Source organism: Thermogutta hypogea, from assembly GCF_055386265.1.
This window is the reverse complement of record NZ_AP042425.1, coordinates 2,575,288-2,594,630: the sequence shown is the minus strand read 5'-3', so window position 1 is coordinate 2,594,630 and position 19,343 is coordinate 2,575,288. Positions and strand designations below refer to the sequence as shown.

Genomic DNA, 19,343 nt, shown 5'->3' with positions numbered 1-19,343 from the left:
CTTCCGGGCTCGGTCGCGGTAGGGAGGCTTCCTCTGGAGGAAGTCGCCTTGTGTCCGGCGCAAGGGCCGAAGCGGTCTCAAAACGGCGGGAAGACCTCCTCGCCGTAGAGGGGCAGATAGCGGTAATAGACTTCCAAGATCATGACCGCCATGGCCGTCGTGTACAAACGGCCGCCGACGCGGCTGTGTTCGTCGTCGAAGTACCAGCTTCCGTTTTCGTGGCCTTGCACGGCTTGCGTGGCAACTAGGTAGTCGCGCATCGAGCGGTTCCAGAATTTCCAGTCCGAACCGCCCCAATGCCGTAGGACTTGGGTGGCATAGTAGTTGTAATAGATGTCCACGGGGGAGGGGCCCCACGTCGCGAGATTGGAAACGCCGCGGGCGAGTGCGGGATGTCCCCGCGTCCACCCGCCGTACATGCGGCACAAAAGCCCCACCGCCGTCGTTGCTCGCCGCGATTCGGGCGTCAAGTATCCGTACTGCGCGCCTCCTTCCGATTGGACACTGTCGAGGAAGCGGTCGGCGGCATAGAGCGTGGAACGCGAAACCGCCAAGCCGGCCAATTGACCGCTCTTCAGCGCCATCCACTGCCAGCCGGTGACGGTGGTGTCGCCGGGTTCTCCCGGAGCGTAACGCCAGCCTCCGCCGCGGCGATCTTGGGCGGCCTGAATAAAGCGGATGGCCGACTGAGCAGGATCGCGGAGCGCCTCGTCGTGCGTCATGGCGTACGCCTCGCAAAGGGCGATGGCGGCGATCCCTTGGGCGTACATGGTTCCCTCTCGCAGGTCCAGACCCTCCGGCGTGGTTCGACCCCGACGAAGCAAATAGTACAGGCCTTTGCGGACGGTTTCTCGGTGCTCGCCTTGGGTGTGCGTATAGCCCGCCCCCAGGAAGGGCAGCAGCGCCAGCCCCGTGGCGGCCGTGGTGCTGGCCTCCGTGCCGGCATTGGCGCACAAGCCGGCACAGTAGCTCTTTTTCAGGTCGAAGGTCCAGCCGCCGTCCGGGCTTTGGTGAGCCGCAATCCAGCGCAAACCGCGCTCCACGGCTTCTTCGCTTTGGGGCGTGCCGCCTGCTTCCGCGGCGAGTTGTGCCCGTTTTTCCGGTGAACGACCGTCTAACCCGCCGCCCCTCGGACGGCTGTACGATCGGAGCGGATCGATCGGCAAGGAACCGGTCTCGGTAATCACGGCGTCGGCGGCCGGGGCTGTTGTCTGATCGGCCGTAACAGCCAGTAGGTCGGCAACGTCGCGCTGCGAAGACGAGGAATCCCAACGCGGGTTGACCAACTCGTCCGTCGTGTCCCGGCTTTCCAAAATCAGGTCTTCGGCCGCCGTTTCGACCCGGCCGGGTGACTCGGTCACGGCAACCAGCGAGACCTCGCCCAATCCTTGCCGGATATGGATCGTGATGATCGCTAGCAGGATCACGGCCAGAGCATGGACGACGGCACTGATGACGGCACTGGCCCAGGGGCGACCGAGAAGCTCCCAGTGGATGCGCGAACCGGGCCGTTTTTCGGCGGCCGAATCGGTGGCTGATGTCGGTGCCAAGCCGTCCGCCGGGGAGCCGACCGGCATTCCGACTTGAGGCGGGGCAATGGGTGCGAAAGACGCATTGCGGGCCGAATCCGAAACTCGGCGAGCTCCCTTTTCCGGGACGGAAGTCTGTGGTCTTGGCGATGGCTGCGTTGGCTGCGGTATTTGGGTGGTGCGGGATGTTTCCTTTGAGGAGTCGTTGTGATGGCGCGCGGCGGTCTTTCCACCCTGTGCCAGTTTGGCCGGGTGGGCTGCATTTTCGGGGCCTTCAGACCGCGGCGGTTTCGATTCCAATGTTCGCGTACGCCTCGTGCCCAAGTCTCGGTCCGTCGCACGGACGGACGACACACCGCGAAGCTAACGGCGGGATCGCTCCCTATCTTGCATTATCGGCACGAGACTGCGGCGTGAAATGTCAAAGGAGTAGGTCCCGCCGTTGTCCCTCGATGAGGCCGGGGCGAAACTACGGTTAGGACTTGCGACGGTATGGCCGCCCGCGACGGGCCAAACAGGTCACGCCGTGCGAACCCCGCGGATTTCCGGGCCCGCGAATCGGGCGAAGACCCTACCGGTTTTAGCAGTTCCCGTGGCTCTTCCGTTCAGGGATTTGAAATGATGGTCGAGGAAGCCGGTCCATCGCCGGAGGTAAGGATCACCCGGTCCTCGCTCAATTGCTGAAGCAAGCTATTGGCGGCAGGATTTTGGGGATCGTTCGCGAGGGCCTGATGCAACGCGGTGAGGGCGGCGACGCGGTCGCCCGTCCGGAGACGCGCCAGGGCGACTTGAACGAGGAGGTCAGGGTTGCCGTTCCCTCTTTCCGCGGCTTGGGCGTAGTATTCCGCGGCATTGGCGTGACGACCGAGCGATTGATAGACTTGGGCGACGGCCGCCAGCCACTCGACCGGTTCTTGTCCCGGGCGGCATTTTTCCAGGGCGACCTGCCATTCCGCCAAGGCCCGATCCGGTTGTCCGCAGGCCTGGTAACATTCCGCCAGCCGGGCGAGGGCCTCCGTCTCCTCGGGGTTGAAATCGAGGCAACGCTGCAACGCACTGATCGCGGCTGCGGTCTGACCTCGGGCCTGTAAGACCCTGCCGTGCATGAGCCACGCGGCGCTGCTGTTGGGACTGAGGCGGATGGCCGTCTCCGTGAGACGTTGGGCAAGCTCCGCGTCGCCGGAGGCCAAATACTTGTCGGCCAATCGCAGGTGGATGGGGGCCTGGTCCGGCGCCTGCCGGACGGCCGTTTTCAACTGTTGCAGCGCCGCCTCGCGCCGGCCCAGCCGCCACAACACTTCTCCATAGAGTGCGCGAGCCTCGGCGTCGGTACTGCTTTGCCTCAAGGCTTGGACCAAGAGTCGATCGGCCTCTTGGAGGTCCCCGCGTTCCAGGGCGAAATTGGCCTCGCGGGTCAATTGGCGGCTGACCTCCAGCTCCCGAAGCGGGCGCGTGTGGCGCTGAACCAGACTGCAACCGGACAGCCAGAAGGCCGCGAGGGCGGTCCAACACGCCGTCCTTTGCAGGAGTCTTTCTCGCGAGCGCATGGGTTGGTTATTCTGGTCGACGCCTTCCGCGGATGAGGATGCAATCTCCCTCCGCGGGGGGCGACCGCGCGCAGGGGTGCCGCTTGCGTGATTGGTCCGTTCGGGGCAGGATGGTAACATATGCGGTGCGACTTCGCTAGTTGAGTTTCCGAAACCGGCGGGATGCACCTTAATAGTGGACTGTCCATCCTTCTTGATGGGGGTTCTCTTTCGGCGGCATGGCCAGCTTGCTTCCCCCTGTGGAGCGGGGCGATTTTTGGAGGTTGGTGTGAGCGAGCCGCTCGAGTTCAATCATCACGGCATTCGCTTCCTGTACCCCACGAACTGGTCCGTGGAAGAAGAGGGGTATTTGGAGGGGAAGCATTCGGTGACGGCCTACAGCCCGACGGGGGCCTTTTGGACCGTCAGTCTCCACCCGCGCCATGCGGAACCGCAAGGCATGGTCGAGGCGGCGGTAACGGCCATGCGTCAGGAGTACGATTCCCTGGAATCGGAACCGTATGTGCGAAGCGTGGGCGAATGGGAACTCGTCGGCGCCGAAATGAATTTCTTCTACCTGGACCTGGTTTGTGTTTCCCGCGTCCAAGCAGTGCGGACCGATCGCGGCACGTTCGTATTCTTTTGTCAAGCGGCGGACCGCGATTTTGAGAGCTTGGACCGGGTTTTTCAGGCGCTCACGGCGAGTTGTTTGAGCTATATCCCCAAACTGTCATTTTGGGATTGAGCCGGCCGTCCGAGCCGGGGATATTACTTCCGTCGTCGCGGGGAAGCGACGTGCCGCCGGGGCTTATTGCCGTTGCTCGATTCCATGTGCGCTAGAAGAGCGGCGGCGATGCGGCGACCGGGCGATGACAGCGGGAGCCGTTCCAAAGCCGACGGCTCGAGCCAAGTCGCGTCGCTCCATCCCGGTTCCATAAGGCTCACTTTCGGCGGAGTCCCCTCTGCCGAGACCGCTTCCGCAAGGAAGCAATCGACCGTAATTCGGAATCGCGTTACGGCATGCCGCAAGCGAAGAAAGTGCGATCCCAGGCGGATGGACAGCCCCAGCGATCTTCGGACGGATTCTTCCACGCGATCCGGCGAAGGGATGGGATTCGAACGCCGCTCGGGGCGAGCGATCTCCTGCGTGACGTCGACTCTTGGGAAATCCCACATGCCGGCCCAACGTCCGCCTTCGGCTCGGCGAAGCACAAGCACGGTCCGACGCCGGCGAATGACGATGGCCAGTTCGTGAAGCACGGTCGTCCGGGACGCCGCGGAGGTTTCGGCGACGTCATCCTGAATACCCAGACGGTATGCGTTGCAATACTCGTGGACCGGACAAATCGGACACTGAGGATCTCGGATCAGACAGACGAGGCTGCCCAGCTCCATCAGCGCTTGGTTGAAGACGCCTGCCTGTTGCCGGGGAACCAACCGTTCCGCGTATTCCCAAAGAAAGGAGTCGGGCGTACCGTTGGGACGCCCGGGGGCGGCCGATAATCGGCGGAGCACGCGGCGACTATTGGCCTCGAGGATCGGTGCGGGCCGGTCGAAGGCGAAGCTGAGGATCGCCCCGGCCGTGTAGCGCCCGATGCCGGGGAGCGATTGCAGACGCTCGAAATCGTCCGGTATCCGGCCTCCGTGAAGTTCGACGATTTGTCGCGCAGCGGCGTGCAGTGATCGTGCGCGGCGATAATACCCCAGGCCTTCCCAAAGCCGCAGAACTTCGTCCGGATGGGCCGCGGCGAGGGTTGCGACGTCGGGAAAGCGGGCCAAAAAGCGGCGAAAATACGGTTCCACCGTGGCCGTCTGCGTTTGCTGGAGCATGATCTCGCTGACCCAAATCGCGTAGGGGTCTCGTGTCTCTCGCCAGGGAAACGATCGAGCGTGGCGGCGAAACCACGCGATCAAACGGCGTTGGAACGCAGCGCGGCGGCGTGGGTTCGACGGCAGGTCGCATGACTGGGTGAGCGAACGGCTTGCAGGGCGTTGGGGCGTTCGGCGCATAGGGTAGGGCTTTCCCCGAGACAGGCTTTTTTTTATGTTGATGCTACGTTGCATGGGTGTTGGATCGGCCCGCGCACCGCGGCGATGCTTCCGCGAGGCCGGGCGAAGAGACTCGCTTCTCGGTATCGCCGATCGAGGTTCGTTATGGCCGACAAGGCATTCTTAGCGATCGACATGGGTGCGTCCAGCGGCCGTCACGTCGTAGGCTGCCTGAGCGGCGGACGGCTCCGCTTGGAGGAAGTGTACCGCTTCCCCAACGGTCCCGTGGAGGTCTTGGGCCGTTTGTATTGGGACGTGCTCGCCCAATGGACGCACATCCGCAACGGGTTGCACGCCGCCGGGGCCCGATTCGGCTCCGCCGTGGCGAGCCTCGGCATCGACACCTGGGGAGTCGATTTCGGCTTGCTGGGGCGGAATGACGAACTGCTGGGCAATCCGTATCACTACCGCGACCGGCGCACCGACCGCATGATGGAACTGGCTTTCCAGACCGTGCCCCGTGAGGAAATCTTCCGCCAAACGGGCCTGCAATTCATGCAGTTGAACACGCTGTATCAGCTCTTGGCCATGAAGGTCTCACGCTCGCCCCTTTTGGATTCGGCCGAGCGCCTGCTGATGATGCCCGACCTCTTCAACTGGATGCTGACCGGCGAAAAAGTCAACGAATTCACGGACGCCACCACGACGCAGTTCTACAATCCTCGGGAGCGACGTTGGGCGGTGGAACTGCTTCAGCAGCTCGGTCTCCCGACGCATTTTTTGGGAGAAATCGTTCCGCCGGGCACGGTGTTGGGACCGTTGCGGGAAAGCCTTGTGGCGGAAAACGGATTGGTCGGCGCTCAGGTCGTTTTGCCCGGTTCGCACGATACCGCCAGTGCCGTGATGGCGGTGCCTGCGTCGGGCAAAGGGTTGGATTGGTGCTACATCAGTTTGGGAACCTGGGCCTTGATGGGCGTGGAGGTCCCCGAGCCGGTTATCAACGAGCGTTCGCTGGAGCTGAACTTCACGAACGAAGGCGGCGTGGGGGGGACGATCCGGCTGCTCAAGAACATCACCGGTTTGTGGTTGGTCCAGGAGTGCCGGCGCGTCTGGAATCAGGGCGGCAAGAGCTGGGATTGGGAGGACCTCAACGCCCTGACCGAACGGTCGCCCTCGTTGGCGGCGTTCGTGAATCCCGATGCGAGCGAGTTCTTGGCTCCGACCGATATGCCGGCGGCGATTCGGGCGTTTGTGGAGCGTACCGGCGGGCGCGTTCCGACTTCGGAAGGGGAAATCCTCCGCTGTGCTTTGGACAGCATCGCCATGAAGTTCCGCCATGTGCTGGGTATGTGCGAATCCCTGGTAGGGCGCCGCTTGGAGACCATCCACATCGTCGGCGGCGGGACCAAGAATCGTATTCTGTGCCAAGCGGCGGCGGATGCCTGCGGGCGGCGAGTCTTGGCCGGCCCCATCGAGGCGACCGCCATCGGAAATATCATGATGCAGGCCGTGGCGGCCGGTGAAGTCGCCGATATCGCTCAGGCCCGCGACGTCATCCGCGAGAGCTTTCCCCTGGAGGAATATGTTCCCCGCGACACCGCCGCCTGGGATGAAGCCTATCCTCGGTTCTTGGCGGTCTTGGAGAAGACGTCGCATGGATCGACGTCATGAGGGTGCGATGAATGTTCCACGATCGGGATTCGGTCCGGAAAACCCGTGATTAGGTTCAAAGGAGATTGCGCATGGTTCGCGTCGGCATTGTCGGCATCGGTTTCATGGGGATGATCCACTACTTGGCGTACCAGAAGGTCCGCGGCGTCAAGGTCACGGCGATTTGCGAAAAGATCCCCGAGCGATTGGCGGGCGATTGGCGCGGGATCAAAGGCAACTTCGGTCCGGCCGGCCGCAAGATGGATCTTGCCGGAATCGCCAAGTATTCCGATCTGCATGAGCTTTTGGCCGATCCCGGCGTGGATGTGGTGGACGTGTGTCTGCCGCCGTCGTTGCACCCGGAGGCCGCGTTGGCCGCCCTGGACGCGGGCAAGCACGTCTTTTGCGAAAAGCCCATCGCCTTGACGACGGCCGCGGCCGACACGATGGTCAAGACCGCCAAGAAGAAAGGTAAACTGCTGCTGATCGGACATGTTTTGCCCTTCTTCGCCGCCTATCACTTCGCCTACGATGCGGTGACGAGCGGCAAGTACGGCAAACCGTTGGGCGGACACTTCACCCGGGTCATCTCGGATCCGCTTTGGCTCAAGGATTTCTACGATCCCAACGTTTGCGGCGGTCCGGCCGTCGATCTCCACATCCACGACGCCCATTTCATTCGCCTGCTCTTCGGCATGCCGAAAAGCGTGCAATCCGTGGGCAGGATGCGGGGCGAGGTGGCCGAGTTCTTCAACTCGCACTTCTTGTATGACGATCCGCAATGGACGGTTTCGGCCACCAGCGGGGTGATCCGGCAACAGGGGCGGCCTTTCACCAACGGTTACGAGATTCATCTGGAAAAGGCCACATTGGTGTTCGATTCGTGGATGAACATGCCGGTGACGGTGCTGACAGAGGACGGCAAGGTCAAACGACCGAAGATCCCCGCCCGCGATCCGGTGGATGATTTCGCGGCGGAATTGGCCGAGGTCGTTCGCTGCGTCAAGGCCGGCACCCCCTCGCAATTCTTGGACGGCACGCTGGCCCGCGATGCCCTGCTCTTGGCCCACAAGCAAACGGAGTCCATCGTAAAGCGGCGGCCTGTCAAAGTCTGACGGGATTCCCTCGCCTGTTTCACCGGAGCTTGCAAGGATTCGGCAATTCGCGGAAACGGGGCTGCCGGAGGGTGCGGTTCCGTCCGGACGTCGATCGGGCGTGACCGATGTGCTTGCGGCGGATAGCGGCAGGCGCGGCGAAGCCCGCCCTCTTGGAAGATTCGTTCCCGGCGGAAAAATCGGACTCTTCATCGCGTATCGGTTCGGGAAGCCTCCCATCGTATGACGACCGGCGGTGGTGGGTGACGGCCGCGGCGGGCCGCGCGTCAACCCTTGCGCCCGCCGAAAAAAGCGATCCCGTGAGGCGGGGTTTTGCCGGTAACGGCGAGCTTGCAGCCCGCTTCTTGCTCTCCCGTTTTTGACTGCCTCGAAACCGTGGGCTATATTCCCCAGGGGACTTTGCACGCGGTCCCCGGATCGCGCTGTATCCGCAGGTGACCATCCCGCGAAAAAGGCGGCGCGGTTCGCCGAGCACGGGGTTCGGTGTTTCCCCCCGACCGCGTCTCCCCCTCGGCAAACTCGGTTGGACGCGATGTTGATCCCAAATCCATCGCCGGGACTTCAAAGGATTTGACACCGTGATGGAAGGCAATTGCTCCGCGGCGGAAACGGGGGTCGGAAGAGCGCGGTTTTGGGCCGCGATCGCGGTTTGGCTGATTGTGAGCTGCGGCTTGTCGGCGACCGCGCAGCAGCGGGCGTTGCCGCCGCTCCCGCCGATTTTATCCGCCGATGGCAAAGCCGCCCCGACGCTTTCCGCGGCATCATCGCCGCTTCCGTCGCTCGAAGAGAGCGAGCCTCCGGAGGTGCGATCGGTCATCGACCAAGGGCTGCGATTGGAGCGGCAATCGCGCTGGGGTGAAGCGCTGGGGATCTACGAGGAAGCCCTTCGCGATTTCCCCGAAAGCATCGTCTTGCAAAGCCGCTTCCATGAAGTGCGGTTGCGGCACGACGTGGCGCGGCGTTACAGCGATCCGTCCTTTTTGTCGCTGGTGGGCAAAATCGACGAAGCCGCGGCCCTGAGCTTGTATGAAGAGGTGCTGCTGAAAATCCAATCGCACTATGTGGAATCGCCTCGCTGGCGGTATCTCGTGGAGCAGGGCACCCACGAATTGGAACTGGCCCTGTTGGAGCCGAAGTTTTTGTCGAGCAACGGCGTCAAGCTGGAGCCCGGCGCGGCGATCGCCTTGGCCGGCGAATTGCGGCAGGCGGCATCCGCGGATTGGGTTCGTACTCGGGCGGAGGCACGGGAGGTCGTGGCGCAGGCGGCGCGGTGGCTGCATCGGCGGATCGGGCTGCCGGTTCCGGCCGCGGTTTTGGAATACCTTTGCGGCGCTACGAACTCCTTGGACGTCTATTCCGCGTATCTCACGCCGGCCCAGCTTGCGGAAGTCTATTCGCAGATCGAAGGGCGTTTCGTCGGATTGGGCGTGGAATTGAAGGCGGACGGAGGCTCGCTCTTGATCGTGCGGGTCATTCCGCGGAGTCCCGCCGAGCAGGCCGGTATCCAAGCGGGAGACCGCATCACCGCGGTGGATGGGAAGTCGGTGACTCAAATGTCCACCGACCAAGCCGCGAACATGCTGCAAGGGCCTGAGGGGAGCGTGGTGCAGTTGACGGTTCGGACGGGCGGCGGTTTATTGAAATCGGTGCGCGTGGAGCGGGCCCGCGTCGACGTTCCCAGCGTGACCGACGTGCGGATGTTGGATCCGGCGGCGGCCGTCGGGTTCATGCGCGTGGCCGGCTTCCAACGAGGCACGCCGAAGGAGATCGACGACGCCGTCGGCGAGCTGATCCGGCAAGGGATGCAGTCCTTGATCATCGACTTGCGACGAAATCCGGGCGGCCTATTGACGGCGGCGGTGGAGGCCGCGGATCGGTTCTTGCCGCAAGGCATCATCGTTGCCACCAGCGGTCGCGTGCCGCAAGAGAACCTGACCTACTCGGCGCAAGGGCCGGCCCGCTGGGGAATTCCCGTGGTGATCTTGGTGGATCGCGAAAGTGCCAGTGCCGCGGAAATATTCGCCGGGGCCTTGCAGGAAAACGGTCGCGCCACCGTGGTGGGCACCCGAAGCTACGGCAAAGGTTCGATTCAGGGAATCTTTCCGCTGGCGAATTCGGAGGCGGGCGTGCGACTTACCACTTCCAAGTTTTATTCACCCAAAGGTCGCCCCTACGCCCATCGCGGCGTGGAGCCGGACGTGCTTGTCCAGCAGGTGGCGCGTCCCGTGGATGGATGGCGACCGATCGGTGAGGGGCGAGATACGGCCAAGGCGGACCCAACGGGAGCCATGTCGCCGAGTGAGGACACGGTTCTCCAGGCCGGATTGAACGTCGCTCGGGGAATGGTCGCGCGATCTCCGGGCGCCGTGGGGTGGGATTCCTCCGGCGGCCGCATGATCCCCTGAAACGGGCCGGGATCGGCGCCGAGCCGTTTTCAACGCGGGAATCGATCGGATTCGGAGAAGCCGCTCAACTCCAGGGATTGAGCGCCGTCGATCTTCACCGTCCGCGTGCCGTACCAATAAAAGATGCGTCGCGCCGCCGTTCTCTGAAGGGGACCGCCCGCGTACTCTTGCCGAAACAGTTCGGCCGGCGTTTGACCGCCCCCTTCGAGGATCAACAGCGCTTTCGATTCGTTCAAGGCGGCGCGATCCGCACGGGCGGTGTACGCGGCGCCCTCCGCCGTGACGTTGCCTAAAGCCTCCAGCTCCAACTGCGGCCGACCGGCGGCCGGGTCGGGAATCTGCCGGGCGGTCAGTTCGCGGCATTCCAAGATCATGCCGGAAGGGCCGAGCCGCGCGGGATCGCTCGGCAATTCCGTCACCTCCCACGACGGCGCGGAGCCGTAGGTAACGGTCACGCGCCCCAAGCAGGTGATCTCTCGCCGCAGCAGATTTCCGCGAAGAGCCTGGTGGAAACGGACGAACAGAGCGGTGACTTCGGCGGGGTCGCGCGGCAAGGCCGAGTCGCTCGGGGCGGCCGCGTCGGTCGGTCCGACCGAGCCGCGGGCTTGGCCGGTCGTGCCTCCCGGAATCGGCGGCATCGAGCCGGGAAGGGCGGCCGGCGAACGTAAGGTCCGGAGCAGGCCCGGCCCCGGCGATTCGATCGCGCCGCTTGTCATGTCGAGCTCCACACGAGGAAGATCAAGGATATCCAACGCTGCCCGCCGGCCTTGTTCGTCCGGGCGCTCGTTTTCCAAACGAACCTCGCCGTCCGCCGAGAGCGATGCCAATTGCGGTTTGGGCATGGCGTCGAAGGATCCCAAGAAAACGGTCTCGCGCAGCCGTGCCTCCAGGGATCGCGCCGCGATGCGCTGCGGCGGGGAGTTGCCGCGAACATTTCCCCGGACCGAGACGATGCGGCCGTCGAAGGACATGCCTTCGTCCCAGGCCAAATCGAGAAAACCGGCCGCGCCGGAGGTCGGGCCGTCGGTGCGGGGCAACCGCATGCCGCCCGGCCCCGCCACGGAAAGGAGGTTCCTGGATCGATCGAAAAAGATTTGGTTCCCGCTGAGTCCGAAGCCCCGGCCCTCCATCGCCGCGGGACCGCCCGTCATGGACATCGTGAGAAACGGTCCCGAAACGTCCGTCAATTCCACATGCTCGCCGCGGAGACGAATCGGCAGTAGTTGCGGCGAAGGGGTGACGTCCTCTTCGATCCGGACGTCGCCGTCCATGGACACGGCGTTGAGCGCGGCCGTCGCCGGAGCGAGGGCGATTTCCGCGCGCAGGATCCGTCCAGCCGTCTTGTAGTGCGATTGCCCCGGGGCTCCGGCCGGAGAGGCACGCAGATACGCGGCGGGCGGTGAGCCCGGGCCGCTCGATTCCGGGGAACCGTCGGCCGGCGGATGCGACGGGGACGGCACGAACCAGGCTTGCAGCTCGAAGACGTCGGCATCGAGCCGAGGGGATTGCATCGTGACACCGTCGCGCGCCAGCATCCGCCGGGGCGCAAGGTGGGGCATGAAAGCCGGCGTCGCGGCCGTGGGCGTCGTCGCCGCGAGACGCCCCAACCAAAGCCAGAGATCACTCGCGGCGAGGCTCCCCCAAGAAGAATCCACGTGGACGTTGCCGGACATCCACGTTACAAGCTCTTCGCCTTCACGTTGAACGGATAACCGGCTGCGCCATGAGCCTTCCACGAAATCGCCCGCCTTGCCCGGCAGTTCCACGCGAAAATCTCCTCCGCCTTCGGCGACGGCGCGGGTCAGCATCGGGCCTTCCGGGCCGTCCTCCCATTGGCCGCGGACGACGGGGGCACGGAGACGGCCGCCCGGCCGCGTGAACTCCACGCCGTTGCCGGCCTCGGCCTCCAGCAGTTGCCGAACCGCGTCGTAGCGAAGCGTGTCGCAGCGGATTTCCGCGTTCCAGAGTCCGAGTGTCACCGAGGTCGGGCGCCCCGTGGCCACCGCACCTTCGATTTGCCAATCGACCGCTTGCACAGCCGCTGCGGGGTTCGCCGGCGGGCGGGCTGCGTCGCTTTCAGCGGCCGCGGCCGGGGCGGGCGGTGTTTTGGCGAGAAAAACAGTGAGCAGGTCGCACCGCAGACGGTTACTTGGGCCCTCGCCGCGACTGAACGCCGCCTCGACGGTCTCTTGCAACGTCAGGGTGCCTTGTTGGGGAAAGAAAGAGAGCGGTCCGCGGCAGGCGACTTCCACGATGCGGCGAGCATCGCCGCCCTTCCGCTCCGCCTCGCCCGAGGAGGCTTCACCGGAGGCGACGGTTTCCAAGTGCAGCCGGTCCACGTGGCGCAGGACGAAGCGTTCCAGTCCCAACGAATGCCAGCCCGCATCCGTGACCTGGGATAGGCTGCTGCCGCCGGCGAAGACCAGCTCCATGCCGGAACCGCGTCCGCGGTTGCGTCCCCACGAGAATTCGACGGGCTGCGTCGTCCAAATCCGTCGCTCGGTGATGGTGACGTCTCGGGTGGTGACGCGGATGGCCGTCGCGTCGGTGCCGTCGCCGCCCGCACTGCGAAGCACCACGGCACCTTGCAATTGGCCGCTGACGAAACGCCCGATGCGTCCGGCGCCCAACTGAAACGGCCGATCGAATTGGAAAACAGCCCCCTCCGGGGCTTCCAGAATAATGATCTGCCGGGAACCGCGGGGACCGCCCGCCACGGTCTCGCGATCCGGATACATGACCAACACGCAAGGCCGAATCAGGACGCGACCGTCTCCCAAGTTGCGGTAATCTTGCAGCAGGAGTTTGACCTGATCGCTTTCCAAGAGCTTCGCGTTCTTCAGCATCTCGGTGCGTCGCGGGAAGAGCGGCGCCAGCTCGGCCAGCCGGGCGTCGAGGATCACGTCGGAGAGCGGCTCCAGTTGTCCGAGATTGCGCGCGGCGGGATCGAACGGCGGCTCGATGAGCGGGACGACGAGGCGCGCGTACGCCGAATAGCAAACGGCGATCGCCGCGAAGCTGATTACGGCTCTCGTAACCCGTTGCTTCATCGTTCGCCCGTCGGTATCCAGCCGCCTTGGTACGCGGAAAGGACGGAGTCCCATTCCCCGTCGGATTTGAGAATCAACTCGACCAGCTCGCGAAGAGCCCCGCCTCCGCCGGGCGCTCGCGTCACGTAGTGTGCCGCGGCACGGACTTCTTCCGCGGCATCCGCCACCGCCGCGCCGAGGACGACTTCGCGGAGGATGGGCAAGTCAGGGAGATCGTCGCCCAAATACGCGGCTTGACCGGGCGCATATCCCAATTCCGCCAAGACCTCCAGCGAGGCCGAGAACTTGTCGTGCACGCCTTGCCGCAAAAGGTCCACGCCCAGCTCAGTCGCGCGCATGCGCACGATCTGCGAACTGCGCTGCGTGATCCAGGCCATGCGTCGCCCGGCTCGCCTCCAAAGCCGCGCCCCCATGCCGTCGCGGACGTGAAAAGCCTTGGTCTCGATGCCTTGATTGTCGAAAAGGAGCCGCCCGTCCGTGAGTACGCCATCCACATCGCAAAGGATGACTTCGACGTTGCGGCATCGCGCTGCGAGGTCCATGGAAACGGCTCCGGTTACGAAACGTGTGCTGGTTGCGGGGATCGAGCATCATCGCGGGCGACGGCTTCGGCCGCCGAAGCCGGGAATTCGCGCGGCTTGTATCGTGCATGCGCGACGGTGCCGATGGGGTGCGTCGCGGTGTCGGCTCCCCCTCGAGCCGTGTCACGCCCCGTCGCCTCCCTTCGGTGAACGGCTTGCGAGACCGTTCGGACCGGGATCCTGGAGCGGGATGCGGATGCACCACTTTTCTCCGTTCCCTCCTGCGACCGTCTCATTCCTCTTGCAGCTCGACGGCGGGTGCGGGACGCCGTATTCCTCGCCCTCTTCCGCGCGCAAATGATCCGGGAAGAGACCGATGATGTCGGTGATGTCGATCATGCCGACCGGCCGATGTTCCGCGTCCACGACCGGCAGTTCGCTGATTTTGCGCTCCGCCAGGATGCGGACGGCCTGCGACATCAAGGTGCCGGCGGGCACGCAAATCGGGGCTTTGGTCATGCAATTCGAGATCGGACTGTCGAGGGCCGTCTCGTCTTTGCGTTCCAGGATTCGAGCCAGGTCGCTGTCCGTGAACAGCCCGGTCAGCCGGCCCGAACGATCCACGAGCATCACGGCGCCGGTGCGACGCCCGGGTCGGCGCGTGGCGACCACGACCTCGCGCACGGTGGCGTCTTCCGGTGCCGTGCGGCACTCGGCCGGCGGTCGCATGTGATCCTCGACCTTGCTGAGCCGCAGGCCGAGACTGCCTCCGGGGTGGAAGCGTGCAAAGTCTTCCGCTCGGAATCCCCGCAGTTTGCTCAGAAGCAGGGCTAAGGCATCGCCCAGGGCCAGCATGGCCGTGGTGGTAGCGCTGGGCGCCAAACGAAGATGGCCCGCCTCTTCGATGTCTCCCAAGCAGAGGGTTACGTCTGCCTGCTTGGCCAAGGAGGACCCGGCCCGGCAGGTCATGGCAATGATCGGCACCCCCCAACTCCGCAAGATCGGCACGAGGCGCAGTACTTCCCCCGTTTCGCCGGCTGCCGAGAGGACCAGAGCGGCGTCCTCCGGGCGGATGCGTCCCAGATCGCCGTGGACGGCCTCGGCGGGATGAACGAAATGACTGGGCGTACCCAGCGATGCCAGGCTGGCCGAGATCTTGCGGCCGATGATTCCCGCCTTTCCCATGCCCGAGACGATCACGCAGCCGCGGCAGGCGAAAAGCAATTCCGCAGCTCGGCTGAAAGAAAGGTCGAGACGCCGCGCAAGATCGGCTAGAATGCCGCTCTCGTAGAGCAGGATTTCCCGTCCAAAGCGAATCTGCTCCAAAGGCGAACGTAATGAGCGCGCCGCATCCGTGCCCATCGCCGATCCATCCTTGATCTCGGGTTGGAAATGGATTCTCGAGACTCTTGACGCGCCTGGGGACCGTAAGGCGACCAGTCCAGGCGCCCCGCATTGTAGCGGGAAGGCGTCGGAGACACAACGCGACTCGCTTTCGCCGCGGGCGAGGCTCTTCTACCCAGCGGCCGGAGAACGTCACATCTACGGACGAACGCCACGGAGTGGGTCGTTCCTTGGGCAATACGTCGGAGCGATCTGCTCTTGAAGGTGACGCGACGAAGATTATTTCGTCGGGGGGGCCGTCCATACCGGGATGGCATCGCAAGCGACACCCATCTTCGGCCGCGGAGACGACAAAGCATTTAGCATCGTAACCGTCTTCCGACGGAAGGCTCTTACCACCCTTTCGGTTGGGCTGCTCGCATTGCGGAAACCGGCATCGAGGCAAGCCGTTTTCGATGGCAAACGATCATTCTAAATAGCGTTGCGCTGCGAAAATGGGGAGTTGGTCGGCAGCCGCAACCCCTTCGCTGTCCAAACTCAGGATAGTGGGAAGGGTGGCTTCCGAATAAAGAGTGATTTGAGGGTAATGGTGAATTCGGGAGCTTTGGGTCAAGGGGAGTGTGTTTGGGCGATTTGAGATGACTGCGTAAACATGATATGGCTTAAATGAGCCCGGAATTGCGGCATGCCGGGTTCGCGCGTAGAATAGGTCGATCAAACCCAGTCCATGCCCGTTTCACGCTTGATTCGGGATTCAAAATCCCCGATCAAGCCGCCGATCAAGTCCCAGCGGTCGGGGCGGCGAAGCTCGATGTCGCCTTGCCGATTGACGCGGACGACGCTGTCCTCTTTCAGGCCGATGCGGGCCAACTCTTCGGGCGAGGGTCCCCCCTCGGTTACCAACCGCAACAATTGTCTTCCCGACATCTCGATGAACTGCATGGCTTTGCCGAGCCTTTGGGTGCGACTTGCAGGTTTCGAATCGGCCGCGGAAGGGAACTTTGCAATTGCCGCGGTCATCTCCTACCTTAGTCAGAACGAATCGGCGTCGTCAACGGTCCGCGACGAGGGGCCTTATGCTTCCAAGGCCCTTTGAAAGCAGCAACCCAAGCGGATCAGGTCTTCCACCCCCAATTGTTCCGCGCGGCAAAGCGGGTCGAGTTGCGCCTCGGCTAGAACTCGATCCACGGCGGCTTTGTCCAATCGCCCTCCCGAGATCGCCGCCAATTGGACGCGAAGCAGCTTGCGGCGGTGGAGAAACAGTTCGCGGACAAAGTGATGAAAGAAGGGAAGATCCGGGATTCGTCCCCGCAGCGCTGAGCGAAACTCTAAGTGGACGATGGCCGAAAAGACCTTGGGACGCGGCCAAAAGACCTGAGGCGGCAGCATACGTCGAACGGCCGCCGTGCATTGGCTTTGCACCCAGACGCTGAGGGCGCCGTAGTCGCGAGTTCCCGGACGAGCGATAAGTCGTTCGGCCACCTCGCGCTGCACGGTTGCGGTCATCGTGCGCGGGGGAAGGTCCAGCGTCAACAAGTTGCTGATCAGAGGCGTGGCCACGTTGTAGGGAAGATTCGCGACCAGCTTGAACTGCTTGTCGGGATGTTCGGCTCGCGCTTGCTCCAAGGCATCCAAGAGGGCGGGATGCAGGCGATTCTTGTTTTTCAGTGCGTCGTGCAGCAAGAGCCGCACGTTGGGGCGGTTTCCCAGCAAGCCGGCGGCCAAGCGGTGCATGCGCGGGTCGAGTTCCACGGAGATCACGAAGGCTCCGCGGTCGGCCAGAATAGACGTGAGGCTGCCGGTGCCGGTGCCGACTTCCAGGCAGATATCGTCGGGACCGACCGCCGCCGTGTCCGCGAGCAAGTGCAAGAGGTTCAAGTCGATGAGGAAGTTCTGTCCCAGATCGTGTTTGGGGCGAATGCCTTCGGCGGCGAAACGTTCCCGCAGGAAGCTCAGCGTTTGACGCGGCGAAGGAGTGGAGGGCGTTTCCGACATCAACGGCGGGACTCCGCAATCACGCTGCGACTCAGCCCTCGGAGCGGCGGACGAGGCCTTGCAATTGCCGCTCGACGTACTTGGCTAGGACGTCGGTCTCCAGGTTGACTTTGTCGCCCATCTTCAGCGGGCCGAGCGTCGTAACGGCCAAGGTGTACGGGATCAAGGCCACGCTGAACATTTCGGGTTCACTATCCACGATGGTGAGGCTGACGCCGTCCACGGCGATGGAGCCTTTCGAGGCCATCTGAAGGCTGAGGCGTTGCGGGATGCGGAAGCGGAAGAACGACCACTCGCCGTGATCGCGGCGGTCGGCCAAGTAGCCTACATCGTCGATATGGCCGGTGACGAAGTGGCCTCCCAATCGTTCGCCGACCTTGAGCGAGCGTTCCAGATTGACTTTGCTTCCCTTCTTCAGCTCGCCCAGATTGGTTCGCTGCAACGTCTCGGGGCCGGCTTGGAAGGCGAACGTATCCCCCGCAACGTCGATGACGGTCAGGCAGCAACCGTTGACGGCGATGCTGTCCGCGACCTTGGTCTCGGCGGCGATCCGCGGTTCTCGGACGACGAGGCGGCAGCCCGGCCCCTCCATCAGCATGTCCGCGACCGTTCCCAGGGCCTCCACGATTCCGGAAAACATAGGAAACTCCTCAGCCTGCAAGATTGTTGCGATGGGGGTACGGATGGAAAGGCGCGGTTGCCTTACCGGCGGCCCCGGCGGCGTTCTCGTGCTCAACGGGCGTTCGGGCGTTGTGTCGCGTCGGGCGCCCGCGGAGCGGCCGTCGGTTCGGGGACGCACGGCCCGATCAACTTGATGCTATCGGGAAACGGCTTGGCGGGGAAGCGATCTCCCGTTCGACTGAGGCGAGATGCCGCGAATCCGACCAAGCCGAGCGAAAAAAGGATCGCCGGTTGCCGGAAGATTTTGCGCATCGATCATGGCGGCGTCGCAACGGACGCCTTGCGGCGAAGTCGGGCTGCACGGTAGGCTTTTTCGGCCTCCGGAAACGGCTTCAATGCCCGGTCGAACAAGCCCAGCGTGTAGGCGATCGTCATGCCGTAATTGCAGACGGGAACGCCGGCTGCGCGACAGCGAAGGAGGCGGTTGAGGACCTCGCGGCGGGTCCACATGCAGGCCCCGCAATGAACCAGCAGCTTGTAGGACGCAAGGTCATCGGGGAAGTCGCGGCCTTGAACGGTCGTAAAATGCAGCGTTCCGCCGACGTGTTCTTGCAGCCACCTGGGAATCTTTTCGCGGCCGATGTCGTCGGCGATGGGGTGGTGGGAGCAGGATTCCGCCACCAGGACGCGGTCGCCGGGTCGCAGGTCGTCGATGGCCAGCGCGCCCTCCACGAACTGAGCGAGGTCGCCTTTTTGGCGGGCCAAGAGGATCGAGAAGGAAGTCAGGGGGACTTCCGGCGGGGTATCCGCCGCCACGCGGCGAAAGGCCTGGCTGTCCGTGACGACGAGGGCGGGGGGAGTCGCTAGGCGATCCAAGGCTTGCCGAAGTTCCGTGTCTCGGACCGCCAGGGCAACGCAACCGCGATCGAGAAGCTCGCGAATCGCCAGGACTTGCGGCTGGATGATTCGGCCCTTGGGGGCCTCCTTGTCGATCGGGATCACCAGGACGGCGGTTTCGCCGGGCGGCACGAGGTCGGCGATCAACGGCGGGGTATGGATGAAGTCGTCCGGCACGCAGCGGACCAGGGCCGCCCGGATATCCTCCAGACCCTGCCCTATGGCAGCCGCGGCGGGCACCCAGGGGATCTGTTCCGATTCCAGGCGGGCCGTCAGATCGGGCGGGGGCGGGGCGAGGTCGCACTTGTTGCAGACCACGATCACCGGGATGCCTCGCTTTCGGAATTCCGCCAGCAATTCGTCCTCAAAGGCTTCCCAGCGGCCCGCATCCAGAACCAAAAGGGCAAGGTCGGTCCGGTCCAAAACCTGGCGGGTGCGAGCGACGCGGGCGGTTCCCAAAGTCCCCTCGTCGTCCACGCCCGCCGTGTCGATGAACAAGACCGGCCCTAGCGGAAGCATCTCCATCGGTTTCTCGACGGGATCCGTCGTTGTGCCCGGCACGTCGGAAACGATGGAGACGTATTGCCGAGTGAGCATGTTTAAGAGTGCCGACTTACCGGCGTTTCGGCGGCCGAAAATCCCGATATGGAGACGGAAGCTCTTGGGGGCTTGGCGTGGAGAGGACATGCGTTTCCTCGCTG

The 19,343-nt window shown here is 63.9% G+C and carries 14 protein-coding genes; 4 read left to right on the top strand and 10 right to left on the bottom strand.

The genetic code is table 11. The features are described from left to right. Positions 1 to 77: 77 nt before the first annotated feature. Both ACZ5B4_RS09360 and ACZ5B4_RS09355 read right to left on the bottom strand, forming a co-directional pair. Positions 78 to 1,550, bottom strand: a complete 1,473-nt coding sequence (locus tag ACZ5B4_RS09360) for a prenyltransferase/squalene oxidase repeat-containing protein (protein WP_464910961.1) — start codon at positions 1,548 to 1,550, stop codon at positions 78 to 80. A gap of 584 nt (positions 1,551 to 2,134) precedes the next feature. After that, positions 2,135 to 3,076 carry a tetratricopeptide repeat protein gene (locus ACZ5B4_RS09355; RefSeq protein ID WP_464910960.1) on the bottom strand — a complete coding sequence of 314 codons (942 nt, stop codon included), beginning with the start codon at positions 3,074 to 3,076 and terminating at the stop codon, positions 2,135 to 2,137. Between the two features lie 268 nt (positions 3,077 to 3,344). On the opposite strand from ACZ5B4_RS09355, the gene ACZ5B4_RS09350 reads away from it, so the two are divergent. Then, positions 3,345 to 3,800, top strand: a complete 456-nt coding sequence (locus tag ACZ5B4_RS09350; protein WP_464910959.1) for a hypothetical protein — start codon at positions 3,345 to 3,347, stop codon at positions 3,798 to 3,800. Between the two features lie 23 nt (positions 3,801 to 3,823). Here ACZ5B4_RS09350 and mutY read toward each other — a convergent pair whose 3' ends face one another. Further along, positions 3,824 to 5,065: an A/G-specific adenine glycosylase gene (gene mutY / locus ACZ5B4_RS09345; RefSeq protein ID WP_464910958.1), complete on the bottom strand. Its 1,242-nt coding sequence runs from the start codon at positions 5,063 to 5,065 to the stop codon at positions 3,824 to 3,826. A 144-nt stretch (positions 5,066 to 5,209) separates the two neighbouring features. On the opposite strand from mutY, the gene ACZ5B4_RS09340 reads away from it, so the two are divergent. From ACZ5B4_RS09340 to ACZ5B4_RS09330, 3 genes are all read left to right on the top strand, one after another. Further along, positions 5,210 to 6,715: a rhamnulokinase gene (locus ACZ5B4_RS09340; protein WP_464910957.1), complete on the top strand. Its 1,506-nt coding sequence runs from the start codon at positions 5,210 to 5,212 to the stop codon at positions 6,713 to 6,715. Positions 6,716 to 6,786: 71 nt separating this feature from the next. Beyond that, complete coding sequence (locus ACZ5B4_RS09335; protein WP_464910956.1) at positions 6,787 to 7,809, top strand: Gfo/Idh/MocA family protein; 1,023 nt, start codon at positions 6,787 to 6,789, stop codon at positions 7,807 to 7,809. A gap of 581 nt (positions 7,810 to 8,390) precedes the next feature. Beyond that, positions 8,391 to 10,214, top strand: coding sequence for a S41 family peptidase (locus ACZ5B4_RS09330; protein ID WP_464914013.1), 1,824 nt, complete (start codon positions 8,391 to 8,393; stop codon positions 10,212 to 10,214). Positions 10,215 to 10,243: 29 nt separating this feature from the next. Here ACZ5B4_RS09330 and ACZ5B4_RS09325 read toward each other — a convergent pair whose 3' ends face one another. From ACZ5B4_RS09325 to hydF, 7 genes are all read right to left on the bottom strand, one after another. After that, entirely contained in the window at positions 10,244 to 13,264 is a 3,021-nt protein-coding gene (locus tag ACZ5B4_RS09325) for a hypothetical protein (RefSeq protein ID WP_464910955.1), read from the bottom strand. Further along, positions 13,261 to 13,806 carry a KdsC family phosphatase gene (locus ACZ5B4_RS09320; RefSeq protein WP_464910954.1) on the bottom strand — a complete coding sequence of 182 codons (546 nt, stop codon included), beginning with the start codon at positions 13,804 to 13,806 and terminating at the stop codon, positions 13,261 to 13,263. Before ACZ5B4_RS09320 ends, ACZ5B4_RS09325 begins: the two co-directional genes overlap by 4 nt. Before the next feature lie 162 nt (positions 13,807 to 13,968). Beyond that, positions 13,969 to 15,147: a KpsF/GutQ family sugar-phosphate isomerase gene (locus ACZ5B4_RS09315; RefSeq protein WP_464910953.1), complete on the bottom strand. Its 1,179-nt coding sequence runs from the start codon at positions 15,145 to 15,147 to the stop codon at positions 13,969 to 13,971. Between the two features lie 696 nt (positions 15,148 to 15,843). After that, positions 15,844 to 16,071: a hypothetical protein gene (locus ACZ5B4_RS09310; protein ID WP_464910952.1), complete on the bottom strand. Its 228-nt coding sequence runs from the start codon at positions 16,069 to 16,071 to the stop codon at positions 15,844 to 15,846. 132 nt (positions 16,072 to 16,203) lie between these two features. Beyond that, entirely contained in the window at positions 16,204 to 17,124 is a 921-nt protein-coding gene (rsmA, locus tag ACZ5B4_RS09305; protein WP_464910951.1) for a 16S rRNA (adenine(1518)-N(6)/adenine(1519)-N(6))-dimethyltransferase RsmA, read from the bottom strand. Between the two features lie 31 nt (positions 17,125 to 17,155). After that, complete coding sequence (locus ACZ5B4_RS09300) at positions 17,156 to 17,764, bottom strand: riboflavin synthase (protein ID WP_464910950.1); 609 nt, start codon at positions 17,762 to 17,764, stop codon at positions 17,156 to 17,158. Positions 17,765 to 18,060: 296 nt separating this feature from the next. Beyond that, positions 18,061 to 19,329 (bottom strand): [FeFe] hydrogenase H-cluster maturation GTPase HydF, encoded by a 1,269-nt coding sequence (gene hydF, locus ACZ5B4_RS09295; RefSeq protein WP_464910949.1) that lies wholly within the window; start codon positions 19,327 to 19,329, stop codon positions 18,061 to 18,063. Between the last annotated feature and the right edge of the window lie 14 nt (positions 19,330 to 19,343).